At 59.0% G+C, this 13,453-nt stretch carries 12 protein-coding genes and 1 pseudogene; 10 read left to right on the forward strand and 3 right to left on the reverse strand.

The window, feature by feature from the left end; all coding sequences use genetic code 11:
* The first annotated feature begins 45 nt into the window (after positions 1–45).
* From JS530_RS03465 to JS530_RS03495, 7 genes are all read left to right on the forward strand, one after another.
* A complete protein-coding gene (locus tag JS530_RS03465; protein ID WP_214375823.1) occupies positions 46–1,023 on the forward strand; it encodes an ABC transporter permease in 978 nt (325 codons plus the stop codon).
* Positions 1,020–1,943 (forward strand): ABC transporter permease, encoded by a 924-nt coding sequence (locus JS530_RS03470; protein ID WP_425350844.1) that lies wholly within the window; start codon positions 1,020–1,022, stop codon positions 1,941–1,943. The genes JS530_RS03465 and JS530_RS03470 overlap by 4 nt, the downstream gene beginning before the upstream one ends.
* Positions 1,940–2,749, forward strand: coding sequence for an ABC transporter ATP-binding protein (locus tag JS530_RS03475; protein WP_214375824.1), 810 nt, complete (start codon positions 1,940–1,942; stop codon positions 2,747–2,749). The genes JS530_RS03470 and JS530_RS03475 overlap by 4 nt, the downstream gene beginning before the upstream one ends.
* A complete protein-coding gene (locus tag JS530_RS03480; protein WP_214375825.1) occupies positions 2,739–3,587 on the forward strand; it encodes an ABC transporter ATP-binding protein in 849 nt (282 codons plus the stop codon). Before JS530_RS03475 ends, JS530_RS03480 begins: the two co-directional genes overlap by 11 nt.
* Positions 3,588–4,133: 546 nt before the next feature.
* Positions 4,134–5,156 (forward strand): pyridoxal-phosphate dependent enzyme, encoded by a 1,023-nt coding sequence (locus tag JS530_RS03485; protein WP_214375826.1) that lies wholly within the window; start codon positions 4,134–4,136, stop codon positions 5,154–5,156.
* Positions 5,157–5,261: 105 nt separating this feature from the next.
* Positions 5,262–6,446 carry a cystathionine gamma-synthase gene (locus tag JS530_RS03490; RefSeq protein ID WP_214375827.1) on the forward strand — a complete coding sequence of 395 codons (1,185 nt, stop codon included), beginning with the start codon at positions 5,262–5,264 and terminating at the stop codon, positions 6,444–6,446.
* Positions 6,447–6,767: 321 nt separating this feature from the next.
* Positions 6,768–8,780 carry a RecQ family ATP-dependent DNA helicase gene (locus JS530_RS03495; protein WP_214375828.1) on the forward strand — a complete coding sequence of 671 codons (2,013 nt, stop codon included), beginning with the start codon at positions 6,768–6,770 and terminating at the stop codon, positions 8,778–8,780.
* A gap of 142 nt (positions 8,781–8,922) precedes the next feature.
* Here JS530_RS03495 and JS530_RS10775 read toward each other — a convergent pair whose 3' ends face one another.
* Positions 8,923–9,588, reverse strand: a complete 666-nt coding sequence (locus JS530_RS10775; RefSeq protein ID WP_240541068.1) for a hypothetical protein — start codon at positions 9,586–9,588, stop codon at positions 8,923–8,925.
* Between JS530_RS10775 and JS530_RS10780 the strand changes: the two genes are divergently transcribed.
* Positions 9,569–9,943: a hypothetical protein gene (locus JS530_RS10780; protein WP_240541069.1), complete on the forward strand. Its 375-nt coding sequence runs from the start codon at positions 9,569–9,571 to the stop codon at positions 9,941–9,943. The genes JS530_RS10775 and JS530_RS10780 overlap by 20 nt on opposite strands.
* 128 nt (positions 9,944–10,071) lie before the next feature.
* On the opposite strand, the pseudogene JS530_RS11055 reads toward JS530_RS10780, so the two are convergent.
* Positions 10,072–10,134 (reverse strand): annotated as a pseudogene (locus tag JS530_RS11055) (zinc-ribbon domain-containing protein); the annotation flags it as partial.
* A 213-nt stretch (positions 10,135–10,347) separates the two neighbouring features.
* On the opposite strand from JS530_RS11055, the gene JS530_RS03505 reads away from it, so the two are divergent.
* Entirely contained in the window at positions 10,348–10,842 is a 495-nt protein-coding gene (locus JS530_RS03505) for an S-ribosylhomocysteine lyase (RefSeq protein WP_033889558.1), read from the forward strand.
* Positions 10,843–11,097: 255 nt separating this feature from the next.
* Positions 11,098–11,640 (forward strand): GNAT family N-acetyltransferase, encoded by a 543-nt coding sequence (locus JS530_RS03510; protein ID WP_214375830.1) that lies wholly within the window; start codon positions 11,098–11,100, stop codon positions 11,638–11,640.
* Between the two features lie 170 nt (positions 11,641–11,810).
* On the opposite strand, the gene JS530_RS03515 is transcribed toward JS530_RS03510, so the two are convergent.
* A complete protein-coding gene (locus JS530_RS03515; protein ID WP_240541070.1) occupies positions 11,811–13,298 on the reverse strand; it encodes an APC family permease in 1,488 nt (495 codons plus the stop codon).
* Positions 13,299–13,453: the final 155 nt, after the last annotated feature.

Genomic DNA, 13,453 nt, shown 5'->3' on the forward strand with positions numbered 1-13,453 from the left:
TGGTCTTATGGCAATGAGATGTGAAGGACTGGGAAGGAACCACACATGCGATTTGTGATTCGCCGACTGTTGCTGTTTGTAGTGGCGTTGTTCGGCATATCCGTGGTGGTGTTCGCGGCACTGCGCATTCTGCCCGGCGATGTGGCCTCCATTATGGCCGGCATCAACGCGCCCGCCAGCCGCGTGGCGCAATTGCGCGAACAGCTCGGCTTGAATCGGCCGCTGACTACCCAGTACTTCGATTGGATGGGCGCACTGGTCACCGGCGATTTCGGTACTTCGATTCTGACCGGACGCTCGGTGACGGCACTGATCGGCACGCGCGCTGCCATTACTTTTCCTTTGATTATTCTGGGCTTGTTGATTGCGATGGCTATCGGGCTGCCGCTCGGTTGTACGGCGGTACTGGCACGCTCGCCCCGCGTGCGCGCGGCATTCCATGTTTTAGCGATTATCGGCGGATCCGTACCTGCCCTGTGGGGTGGCCTGCTGCTGATTCTGCTATTCGGCAAAGGCGTGGGACTCGTCGGTATTCTTCCCTCGCAAGGCTTCCCGCTCGACGGCTGGGGCAAACCGGGCAGTGCAATAGTGTCGCTGATTCTGCCGGCGCTCACGGTCGGCATCATCGTTGGTGCTTCGCTGATGCGTTACACGCGTTCGGCGCTTGGTGAGCTGGCCGGCTCCGGTTATATCGACATGGCCCGCTCCTGCGGCATGACCCGCACCCAGGCGGTGCTCAACGTCGGTCTTCGTCTCGCCATGCCACAGCTGGTGTCGGTGATCGGCTTGACTTTCGCCTCGATGATTACCGGCGTGATGGTCATCGAGAACCTCTTCGCTCTGCCCGGCATCGGCAACGGACTCGTCACCGACGTGGGTAATCGCGACCTCATCGCCGTGCAAAGCGAGCTGTTCCTGCTTGCCGCATTCTTCCTAGCCATCGGCCTGATCGTGGATGTATTGCATCGTGTTCTCGACCCGCGTTTGAAGAACGGCGGCAACGTTGCGGAGGTGAATGCATGAGCAACAGTCACAACAATCGTGCCGCGATAACGCGAAGGGCATACGCAGCAGTGGCACTGCGCACCATGTGGCGTCGCGCGGAAGGCAAATTCGCACTCATCGTGCTCGCACTCTGGCTGGCCGTGGCATTGGTTTCGCTAGTCTGGACGCCGCAATCATTGTGGACTACCGACGGCTACCATGTATGGGCCAAGCCGTCCGCCGCGCACTGGCTTGGCACCGACGGTACCGGCGCCGACGTATTCAGCTGGCTGATGGCTGGATCGCGCACTAATCTGCTGATTGTGCTGCTGACGGTAGTGGTATCCGCACTGTGGGGATTGCTGTTGATTGCTGCAATGGTGGCGCGTAATTCCGCGCTCGCCAGCACGTCCGTGGTGGTGATTGACGCGCTGATTTCCATTCCGACGGTGCTGATCGCACTGATTCTCGCTGTGCCGATGGGCGCTTCCATTGCGGTGATTGTAATCGCCTGCGGCTTTGGTTACGGACTCAATCTTGCCCGCGTGGCCCGTCCGGCTGCGTTGTTGGCCGCCCGTTCGGCCTATGTGGAATCGGCTCTGGCCAATGGCGCAAGCGGCTGGCGGGTATTGGTCAGCCATATCATCCCTAATAATCTGCCGGTACTTGCCGTGCAGCTTTCCTTGTCCGCGGGCACTGCGGTGCTGGCTGAATCCGGGCTCACCTATTTGGGCATCGGTGTGCCGTCCGGCGTGCCGAGCTGGGGACACTCGTTGGCCACTTCAGTCAAGCTCATCAATGTGTTCCCGCTGACTGTGCTCTGGCCCGGCCTGATTGTTACGGTGGTGGTTGTGGCATTGAATGTGTTCGGTGACGTGCTGCGCGATGCCATCGATCCGGTGGCGAATCCCGCGTTGCGGCAGACGGCTGGTTCCGCCGGGAAAGAAGACGAACGATGAGCGTTACCGTAGAAGCTTTGAGCATTGCCATCGGCGGCAAGCCGATTGCTGCTGATGTGAACCTTGATATTGCCGACGGCGAGCGCGTTGGACTCATCGGTTCCTCGGGCTCCGGCAAATCCATGATTTCCAAAGCGATGCTGGGATTGCTGCCGCTGAATGCCACGGTTTCCGGGTCGGTTATCTTGGGCGAGACGCAAGTGATTGGTGCGTCCGAACGTGAGCTTGCGGACTTGCGCGGCCGCTATGTGGGCACGGTATTCCAGAATCCGGCTGCTTCGTTGAATCCGGTGATGACTGTCGCCCAGCAGATCGGATTGCCGTTGAAGTTGCACTATGACCTCACCAAGGCCGAGCGTGCCGAGCGCGTGGCTCGCATGCTTGGCAAAGTCGGGCTGAGTGCGGATGCGGCCAACAAGTATCCGCATGAGCTTTCCGGCGGCCAGCAGCAGCGCGTAGGCATCGCCACGGCATTGATTACCTCGCCGCGATTCATCATCGCTGACGAGCCGACCACCGCACTCGATTCGATTACGCAGCGTCAGATCGTGGATTTGTTGACTGCTTTGGTGGATGATGCCGGTGCTTCGATGCTGTTCATCACCCATGATTTTTCCGTGCTCGCGCGCGCCACCACGCGCTGCTATGTGCTGGAATCCGGGCGTATTGTGGATTCCGGGGTGACTGCCGAAGTGCTGGCTGACCCGCAGACGCCTGAATCCAAACGCTTGGTGTCCGCCGCCCGTAGCCTTACCCTCCGCAGCGTTGACCTCCACAGCACCAAGGAGGATTCCCATGAGCAATGAATTACTGCTCGCCGCGCGCAACATTAACGCTTCCTTCGCCGACCGCAATAGGCATCGCGGATTGTTCGACTTCGGCCGCGCGCCACGCCGCCAGGTGCTGTTCGACGTATCCGCCGAGGTGCATGCGGGGGAGTGTCTGGCGGTGATCGGTGCTTCCGGCTCAGGCAAAACCACGCTGACCCGCATCATGCTGGGGCTTACCGCCGCCGACTCCGGCAGCATCGAATACCGTGGCGCTGAAGTTCGCCACGGATCAGAGGGCATGCGTGCATTGCGCGCCGAATCCTCCATCGTGTTTCAGGATCCGTTCTCGTCGCTTGACCCGCGCTGGACCGTCGAACGTTCGGTTTCCGAGCCCCTATGGTTGCGCCGCCGTGCCCTTGGATTCGCAGCCGACGAGGTCGAAGGCAAAACCGCACAGGCGCTGGCCCGAGTCGGCCTCGAACCGCGTGAATTCATGGGCCGTTACCCCTGCGACCTGTCCGGCGGTCAAGCCCAGCGCGTAGCCATCGCCAGAGCCATCGTCAATGAGCCGCGTCTGATTCTGGCCGACGAGCCGATGAGTGCCATCGATGTGGCCGCCCGCGTGCAGATCTTGGAAACCTTCCAATCGATTCTCGCTGCAGAAGGGTCGCGTGACATCGACCCAGTAACCGGGCAGCCCGTCAAACCGGCCATCATCATGGTTTCTCATGATCTTGGCGTCGTGCAGCATATCGCCGACCGCATTCTTGTGCTGCATGAAGGCAGAGTAGTCGAATCAGGCACTACCGAAGCCGTGCTCGGTCATCCTCGGTCTGACTACACCCGCCAGCTCATCGCCGCAGCCTCGCTCTAGGTGGGTGTAGTCATCGGGCTATTGGGGACTGGCGGTCGATTACGTTTTCCAACCAAATTTGAGGCTGTTATTTACGTTTTCCAACGGCTGAAGTGTCAATGTGGATACAGGGTGCTTCCGTAATATGAACGCCGGCGACACGCGCATGTCTCAACCTGTGCTATGGTGTGAGGCATGCAGATTTTCTCATGTTGTTGTCGCTAACCGACGCCCCCGGGCGCACGGTCAGTGACGCATAACTTGAGAACGAGCATTCGCATCGCAGCAAGTCGGCTGCGAATCTTTCCATAAATGTGAACCGCGGAAGTTGGCGCGGTGTGATGGTTCGCATCACGACATTGGAAAATGCAGATCACAGCATAACTCTTCACGCGAGCGATGGGGTGTGGATGCTCCCAATCAAACTGAAGTCAATGTCCGCTCGTCCGGGATCGTCGGTTCACGAAAGCAACAGAACCGATCGCTTGCAACCTAACCCAACAGCAACCTAGCAGCAATCCAGCAACCTAATAACAACCCCGTAAACTCTGGACCAAAGGACTTCACATGACCATCCACAACAGCCTCGCGGAACTCATCGGCAACACCCCGCTCGTCAAGCTGAACCACATTCCTCAGGCGGCCGGAGTCAAGGCCACCATCGCCGTCAAAGTCGAATACTTCAACCCGGGCGGCTCCTCCAAGGACCGCATCGCCGAGCGTATCATCGACGCGGCCGAGCGATCCGGTCAGCTGAAACCCGGCGGCGTCATCGTCGAGCCCACATCCGGCAACACCGGCGTCGGCCTGGCCCTCGTGGCCCAGCAGCGCGGCTACCGTACGATCTTCACTCTGCCGGACAAAGTCTCCGAATCCAAGCGTGCAGTGCTGCGCGCCTACGGTGCCGAAGTCATCGTGACTCCCACCGATGCCGGCCCGGATGATCCGCGCTCCTACTACCAAGTGGCCGAGCGCCTCGCCAACGAAATCCCCGGCGGTTTCCGCCCGAACCAGTACGACAACCCGAATGGCCCGGAAAGCCACTACTACACCACCGGCCCGGAAATCTGGGAAGCCACCGACCACAAAGTTACCCATTTTGTTGCCGGCATCGGCACCGGCGGCACCATCTCCGGTACCGGGCGTTACCTCAAGGAAGTTTCGGATGGTGCGGTCAAGGTCATCGGCTCCGACCCTGAAGGCTCCATCTACTCCGCCGACTCGCTCGCCGACGTGCACCAGTACGACATCGAAGGCGTGGGAGAGGACTTCTACCCCAAGGCCTTCGACCGCAACATCACCGACGACATCGTCAAGGTGGGCGACGCCGAAGCCTTCGAAATGACCCGCCGTCTGGCCGGCGAGGAAGCCCTGCTCGTGGGCGGCTCCTCCGGCATGGCCGTGGCCAGCGCCATCAAGTACGCGCTCGCCAACGACTTGGATGAAAACCAGCTTGTGGTGGTGCTCGCACCGGATTCCGGCCGCAGCTACATGGAGAAGATCTTCAACGACGATTGGATGCGAGCCAACGGTTATGGCGACGTGGTGGACCGCACCACCAAGCCGTCCCTCGCCGAGCAGTACCTCTGAACAATTCCGCAATAACCCGTTATCACTAACACCAATATCAACACGCGCCGCATAAGCCGGCAGCTGCCGTACTCTCGAAGGCAGCACAATGGAAAGGAACACACCATGTCCGCTGAATACAACGCCAAGTTCGCCCAGAACGCCCTCGCCACCCGCGCCATCCACGCCGGCCAGGAGCCCGACCCCACCACCGGTGCTGTGGTGACCCCGATTTTTGCCACCTCCACCTTCAAGCAGGACGGTGTGTTGGGCCTGCGCGGCGGCCATGACTACTCCCGCTCCATCAACCCCACCCGCACCAGCTTCGACGAGCAGCTGGCATCCGTAGAAGGCGCCAAGTATGCGCTGAGCTTCTCCTCCGGTCTTGCCGCCATCGACGTGCTGCTGCGCTCCACCATCAAGCCCGGCGACAACATCCTGCTCGGCAACGACGTGTATGGCGGCACCTACCGTCTACTCTCCAAGGTGTTCGTGCCGTGGGGCGTGGGCCTTGACGTGGTGGACATCACCGACCTTGCCGCCGTGGAAGCCGCCCTGTCCTCCAAGCATTACGAGTACGTGTGGGTCGAGACCCCGTCCAACCCGCTGCTCAACATCACCGATATCGCCGCCACCGCAGAAGTGGCGCACAAGTACGGCACCAAGGTCGCCGTGGACAACACCTTCGCGTCCCCGGCCTTGCAGCATCCGCTGGATGAGGGCGCCGACGTGGTGGTCTACTCCACCACCAAATACATCGGAGGCCACTCCGACGTGGTCGGCGGCGCCGTGGTGCTGAACGACGACGAAACCCGCGAAAAGGTGGCGTTCCTGCAGAACGCCGCAGGTGCTGTGCCCTCCCCGTTCGACTCCTGGCTGGACATCCGCGGCCTGAAGACCTTGGATCTGCGCGTCAAGCGCCACAGCGCCAACGCCCTCAAGGTGGCCGAATGGCTGGAATCCCAGCCGGCCGACATGATCGAGCGCGTCTGGTACCCGGGCCTCGAATCCCATCCGGGCCACGAGATCGCCGCACGCCAGATGCACGGCGGTTTCGGTGGCATCGTCTCCGTGCAGCTTGCCGCCGGCGCGGAAGCCGCCAAGCACTTCGTGGACCACACGCAGATCTTCACGCTGGCTGAATCCCTGGGTGGTGTGGAAAGCCTGATCGAGGTGCCGGCCGCCATGACCCACGCCTCTGTTGCCGGCACCACCCTGCAGGTGCCCGCCAACCTGGTGCGCATCTCCGTGGGCATCGAAAACGCCGACGACCTCATTGCCGACCTCAAGCAGGCTCTCGAACGCCTGTAATAGGGGAGGAGCAACGGTTTTTCCGTCCAAATCCTTCCGGAGGCGTGATAACTCGCTTACAAGGGGTTGATTTACTGGTTTCAGAACATCTATCTGCGTTACAAGGGGTTGTTGATGGCCGGTGTGCAAGGTATACAGGCCATCAGCACACCGTTATTCCGCCATTGTTGTGAGTCGGCTACTTGGTGAGGAACCCCTTGTAAACGAGATAGACCTTCCGAATAGATCAAATCCGCCCCTTGTAAGCGAGTTAGCATTTGTAATGCCGTCCAAACGCATCTTGGCGGTGCCGATACGCGTCGATGCGCTATGGTGGGAGCCATGACAGCACAGGATACAGCGCTCGCAGCACTCAAACGGTATTACGGTTATGACTCATTCCGGCCCGGCCAGCAAGGCATTGTTGAAGCCTTGCTCGCCGGCCGTGATGTGTTGGGCGTAATGCCCACAGGTGCCGGCAAATCCGTGTGCTATCAGATCCCCGCCGCCCTGTTGCCGGGTGTCACGCTGGTCATCTCGCCCCTGATCTCCCTGATGCGCGATCAGGTGGATGCGTTGAACGATATCGGTCTGCCAGCCGCATTCGTCAACACCACGCAAGACATGGACGAACAGGCCATGGTGCTTGCCCAAGCCGCGGCTGGACAGATCAAACTGCTCTATGTGGCTCCGGAACGCTTGGAAACCGGGCGATTCCGCGATTTCGCCGCCCGCACGCCGATTTCCCTCATCGCTGTGGATGAGGCACATTGCGTCTCCCAATGGGGTCAGGATTTCCGCTCCTCATACCTCGGCATCGGCGAATTCATTGCAGGGCTCCCGCAACGCCCGCCGATCGGCGCATTCACCGCCACGGCAACCGAACGCGTGCGGCAGGATATTGTGGGATTACTGGGTTTGCGCAATCCTGCGGTTACCGTAACTGGTTTCGACCGGCCGAACCTGTATTTCGATGTGGTCAAACTCGAGACCAAATACAAGGCCGCATGGGTGGCTTCGTATCTTGCCGAACACACGGATGAATCCGGCATCATTTACTGTGCCACGCGCAAAACCACGGAAGAAATCGCCAGAACCTTAAACGACATGGGGCACACCGCTGTCGCTTATCATGGCGGCATGGCTGCGGACGTGCGCGAAAAAGCACAACGCGATTTCATCACCGATAAAGTGCCGGTGGTAGTGGCCACCAACGCGTTCGGCATGGGCATCGACAAGTCCGACGTGCGCTTCGTAATCCACTACAACATGCCGGAATCCATCGAAGCCTACTATCAGGAGGCTGGCCGCGCTGGACGAGACGGAGAACCAAGCCGCTGCACGTTGCTGTGGAACGAGTCCGATATCGTGACCCGCCGCCGTCTCATGGATGGGGACAACGAGAATGCGCGCATGACTCCCGAGCAGCAGGAGATTGCACGGCAACATAAGCGTCGCCTGCTCAACGCCATGATTGGCTATTGCCGTACCACCGACTGTCTGCATCGGTATATGACCCGGTATTTTGGCCAGGAACTTGCGGCAGCTGGCTCCGCTGATGTCTCGCTGAGCGCTGTCGGTGGCAACGCGGGCACCAATATTGCAAGCGGCGAGAACGCCAACGACCACAGCGCCAAATGCGGCGCATGCTCCAACTGCGAAAGCACGTTCTCCACCACGGATGTAACCGATGTGGCGCGCGCCATCAGCCGCTGCGTGCACGATGTGGACCAGCGCGTCGGCTCCGGCAAAATCGTCAAGATTTTGCGCGGCTCTCAAGCTCAGGATTTAGCATGGCTGAACCCTGAGCAGCTGCCTACATTTGGTGTGCTCAAAGATGTGAATACCGCGCTGATTCGTGACGTATTGAATCAGATGGTTACGGATGGGTATTTGGATATCAAGGAAGGCCGACTGCCTATCGTGACCTTTGGCAATCGTGCTGCGCAAACCGTTGCGCCTGATTTCCAGTATGCGATAAAGAAAGCAGAGCGTAAGGTGACGGCTCGTACGTCATATCGCGGTGCATCCAACGGGGAGGCGTTGAGCTCCAACGCGGGCACGGGCATTACGAGTACCAGTACCGGTGCCGCACTCAGTTCCTACACGCCTGATGATGATAATGAAGCGCTATTCCAAAAACTACGCGAACTGCGTCGTACGATTGCTCAGGAGATTGGCAAGCCGCCATATATCGTGTTCTCGGATAAGACATTGCGTGATATGGCGGTGATCAAGCCGGTTACCGATGCGCAGTTCCTGTCCGTCAACGGCGTGGCTCACACGAAGCTCGACCTGTATGGTAAGCGTTTCATGGAGGCGATTGCCACATACAACGCGCAGCATGCCGGCTGACGAAGTCGCGCGGCGGATGGTTCGCCAGCCGCGCCGAGCGGTGACGTGACCCCCTAGTGCACCCAGTGCGCCTAGTGCACCCAGACGCTGCAATTATTACAACTGCGGCAACTCTGGCAACTGCGGCAACTGCGGCATACAATCACGGCTGCAGCATGAAGAACGTGTACGGGTCGCCCTTGTTGATCATCGACTGATCGGCTCGTTGCGGCTCCGGTCCTGCCATTTCAGCCTGTCCTCCGGAGGCCTCGCTCACTGTGGAGAATGGCGTGCCATTGGGGAACCATTGCCAAGCGCCGCAAGGGAACATGCCGCTATTGGGGTTGGCTCCCAAGTCGCCGCTGAATTGCAGTGCCTTTTCGTCGCATTGCAGCACGTAGCCGTTGGCATCGTTGGCGGTGATCGAGGAGAACTTGCCGGTGAACGAAACCGAGCTGATCGCTGAATCCGGCGCGGATTGCAGGCTGTAATTATCCGGGTCGGTGACGGACATGTATTTGCCGGTGAACGAACCGGTCTCGTCAACGCTGATGGTGGTTTGCGTGGTGCCGCTGGACATCCACACATAGGTGCCGGCAACGTTCTTGAATAGGTTGGTTGCCGTTTCTGATTGCTTCTTGGCGTCGGAATCCGTGGAATCATTGGATTCCTTGCCGGAATCGGCGGTGGACTTGGATGCGTCGCCGTTGGTTCCGGAGTCCTGTGAGCTGGCCTGTGAGCTGGAGGTGGCACGCTGTTCGCTGCCGCCCCAGAGCCCTACTCGGTAGGTGACGAACAGTCCCACGGCGATGGCAAGCAGCAATGCCAACGATGCCGACAAGATGATGATGAGTTTGCGCGAAGTGACTTTCCCGATAACCGAGGCTGCGGATATGCGAGCTTTGGGCGATGGGGATGAGGTGTTGGCTGCAGTTGCCGATGATGTGGCTGTTGCGGGTGACGTTGGTGGTACCGGTACCGCCGGAGATGTCAGGATTGTCGTTTGGGCTGAGGGCGATGGGGTCGGCGGCAAAGGAACAGCACCGGGAGCGGCCTTTGGTGCCGGCACTGCTCGGATCTGTTGGGTCCTATGCGACTGCGGCGCTGAAGGCTGCGGCATCGGACGGGCGGACGGCGTGGGAACTGGGGAAGGTGACGCAGGTGATTGCGGCAGTGGGATTTGAGGACTCGGTACAGTTGCCGTGGTTGGTGCTGGCGATGCTGATGCTGCGGGTGGCGCAGGCGTTGGTACAGGCGGCAGCGGTACTGAGACTGATTGTGCGGCCGATGGCGCAGTCATAGGCATAATCGCACCACAATATGGGCAGAATCGTTGTCCGGATTCAATAGTTGCGTGACATTGTGGGCAAATCATGGTTCCTCTTTCCCTGATGCCGAGCGCTGCCGAGGCAATAGTGCAACGGTACAGTCAATTTTATGCTCAAGTGCGGCGTTTGGCACAGTGTTCGAAGAATCAGGCGGATTGCCTCGCCTTATAACCAACCTCTATAACGACGGGCAGTTCTATCACCTCATCGCCGACTACGATGGGCGGTGTACGAGCATTCTGCACAGAAAGGGGATTGCGATGGCAGAGGAAACTCAGGAAAAGCCGGTTGTCGAATCATTCCAGTTGGATCACACCAAGGTCAAGGCGCCATACGTGCGTTACATCGATACGGAAAAAGGTCCGCATGGCGATGTGATCTCCAATTATGATCTGCGCTTGACCCAGCCGAACAAGCAAGCCATCCCCACCGGCGGCCTGCACACCATTGAGCACACGATTGCCGTGCTGCTGCGTGAACGCATTCCGGGCTACATCGACTGCTCGCCGTTCGGCTGCCGCACCGGCTTCCATCTGCTGACTTGGGGCGAGCATCCCACCGAGGAAGTGGCGAAGGCGCTCAAGGAATCGTTGGAATTCATCGCATACAAGGCCACGTGGGATGATGTTCCGGCCACCACCGAGAAGAGCTGCGGCAACTATCGCGACCACAGCTTGTTCACCGCCAAGGAATGGGCGAAGCAGATCTTGGAGGAGGGCATCAGCTCCGATCCGTTCGAACGCAAGGTCGTCTGATTTTCGGGTGATTATTGAGCAATAGTGCTTGAATGTGTCGGGCAGGATTGCGCCATCGGACGCGTTGTCTGACACATGATGAACATGTGCCGAACACGTGATGAGATGAGCTCCGTCCACGCTATGACGCGGACGGAGCTTTCTATATTGCCGTCATGATAGGTTTACCGTCAGTTCAACCATATGGCCGTTGGCAGTACGTGATTTGTGATGCGATTGATGCGCAGCCAGCAGTCGCGCAGAAAGAGGGTAGAGGTGACTCAGTCGAATACCGCACATAAGGCGACGGGCCGCCGATTCCGCCATGCCACGATGCGCGATCTGCCGCACATGCAGCAGATCTACGCGCACGCCCGCGCGCTGATGGCTGCCAATGGCAATCCGACGCAATGGGGAACCGAATTCCCGCGCGAATCCGTGATCATCGACGACATTGCCAACCAGCGCACGATGCTGCTGGTGGATACGCACAACGGTCGGGAACGAATCCTCGCACAGTTCGCGCTATGCCCAGGCAAGGATCCGACCTACGAGCATATCGACGGTGCTTGGCTCGATAACGATACGTATGTGACCATTCACCGCATCGCATCATCCGGCTTGGTGCGGCACGCCGCGCGCGATTGCATCACCTGGGCGTTGAAGCATTACGGCAATGTACGCGCCGACACGCACCCGAACAACAAAGCCATGCAGCATGTGCTAGAAACCGCGGGATTCGCGCGATGCGGTCTGATTCAGCTGCTCGACCGGCCCACGGATACGACGAGGATCGCCTACCAGCGCCACGAATGGTAGGTTGAGCGCGGAATAGCGGAGCGTCATCTTCGTTGCGCCTGTCGCGGTACCTTTGCGCCGCTTCCCTCGATGTGTCTTAATGACATACGCGGTATTCCACGCTCAACCAGCGAATAGTAATAGAGCCCACTCAATCGAGTGGGCTCTATTACATGGTCACAGACCTATGATTAGGCTTCGGCCGGTGCAGTTTCTGCAGTTTCAGCGGCTTCGACATAATCATCGGTAACCTCAGGTTTGTTACCATGCTCCAGCTTGGAGCGTTTGCGGCTGTAGCCGAAGTACACAATTAGACCAAGGCCGAACCAAATGGCGAATCGCACCCAAGTCTCCCAGTTGAGGCCTGCAATCAGCACGAAGCAGAACACAATGGAAATGATCGGGGTGAACGGCACCAGCGGAGCCTTGAAGCCGCGGTGGGCGTCCGGCTGCGTCTTGCGCATCCACAGAATGCCGGCGGACACGATGATGAATGCGGACAGCGTACCGATGTTCACCAGCTCGAACAGCACGTTGATGTTGATGAAACCACCGGCGATAGCGGTCAGGATGCCGAAGAACCAGGTGCCCTTGAACGGGGTGCGGTACTTCTCGTGCACGTGGCCGAAGAACTCCGGGAACAGGCCGTCGCGGCTCATCGCGTAGCAGATACGGGACTGACCGTAAAGCTGCACGAGCATCACCGTGGTCATACCAATCAGCGCGCCGAGGTTCACAATCACGGCCAGCCAGTTCAAGCCGGTGGCCAGAATCACGCCGGCGACCGGAGCGTCGATGAAGTTGGCGAACTCCTTGTACGGCACCACGCCAGTCATGATGAACGTCATCACAATGTAGAGCACGGTGGAGATGGCTAGGGAGAGCAGAATGCCCTTCGGCAGCGTCTTGTTCGGATTCACGGTTTCCTCAGCGGAAGAGGAGACGGCGTCGAAGCCGATGAAGCTGAAGAACACGATCGAAGCGGCCGGCACAATGCCATACGGCTGCGTGGAGCCAGGCTGGAAAGTGTAGATGCCGTACGGGGAGAACGGCTTCCAATTGGCCGGATTCACGAACCACACCGTGCACACGATGAACAGCACGATAATAATGAGCTTGATCATCACCATGATGTCGTTGGTGCGCTTGGTCTGATTGATGCCGATGGACAGCACCCAGGTGATCAGCAGCACAATCACGAAACCAGGCAGGTTGAAGTAGGTGGTGACACCCGGAGTCGTGCCGTATGCGGCGGTCAATTCGACCGGCAGATGCAGGCCGAAGCCTTCGAGCAGTTTGTTGAAGTAGCCAGACCAGCCGGCGGACACGGTGGCCGCCTGCAGAGCGTACTCCAAAATCAAATCCCAGCCGATGATAAAGGCGATCAGTTCGCCAAAAGCAAGATAGGCGTAGGAGTAGGCGGAACCGGAAACCGGTGCCATGGAAGCGAATTCGGCGTAGCACAGTCCTGCGAAACCGCAGCAGATGGCGGCGAGCAGGAACGAGACGGACAGTGCGGGGCCGGCGGTGAGCGCACCCTTACCGGTAAGCACGAAGATACCGGTACCGATGATCGCGCCGATGCCGAGCATCGTCAGATCGAACGTGTGCATAGTGCGCTTGAGCGGGGTGGATTCAGATACAAGCTGATCCACGCTTTTTTTACGGAAGAGATCCATGTTCTTCTCTCATGAACTTGGTTTATGGGGCTAAACCGGACGGATTTCCGGGATCCCGGCACGCCTCAACGCCGGGAATCAAGAACGGTTGTTGAAGAACCGTTTAGTTCGGTTAGTCTACGCTTGACTTGCGGACAACAATGTTACGAGTCCAA

The sequence above is a fragment of the Bifidobacterium colobi genome (assembly GCF_018555455.1).
In the GTDB taxonomy this organism is placed as follows: Bacteria; Actinomycetota; Actinomycetes; order Actinomycetales; family Bifidobacteriaceae; genus Bifidobacterium; species Bifidobacterium colobi.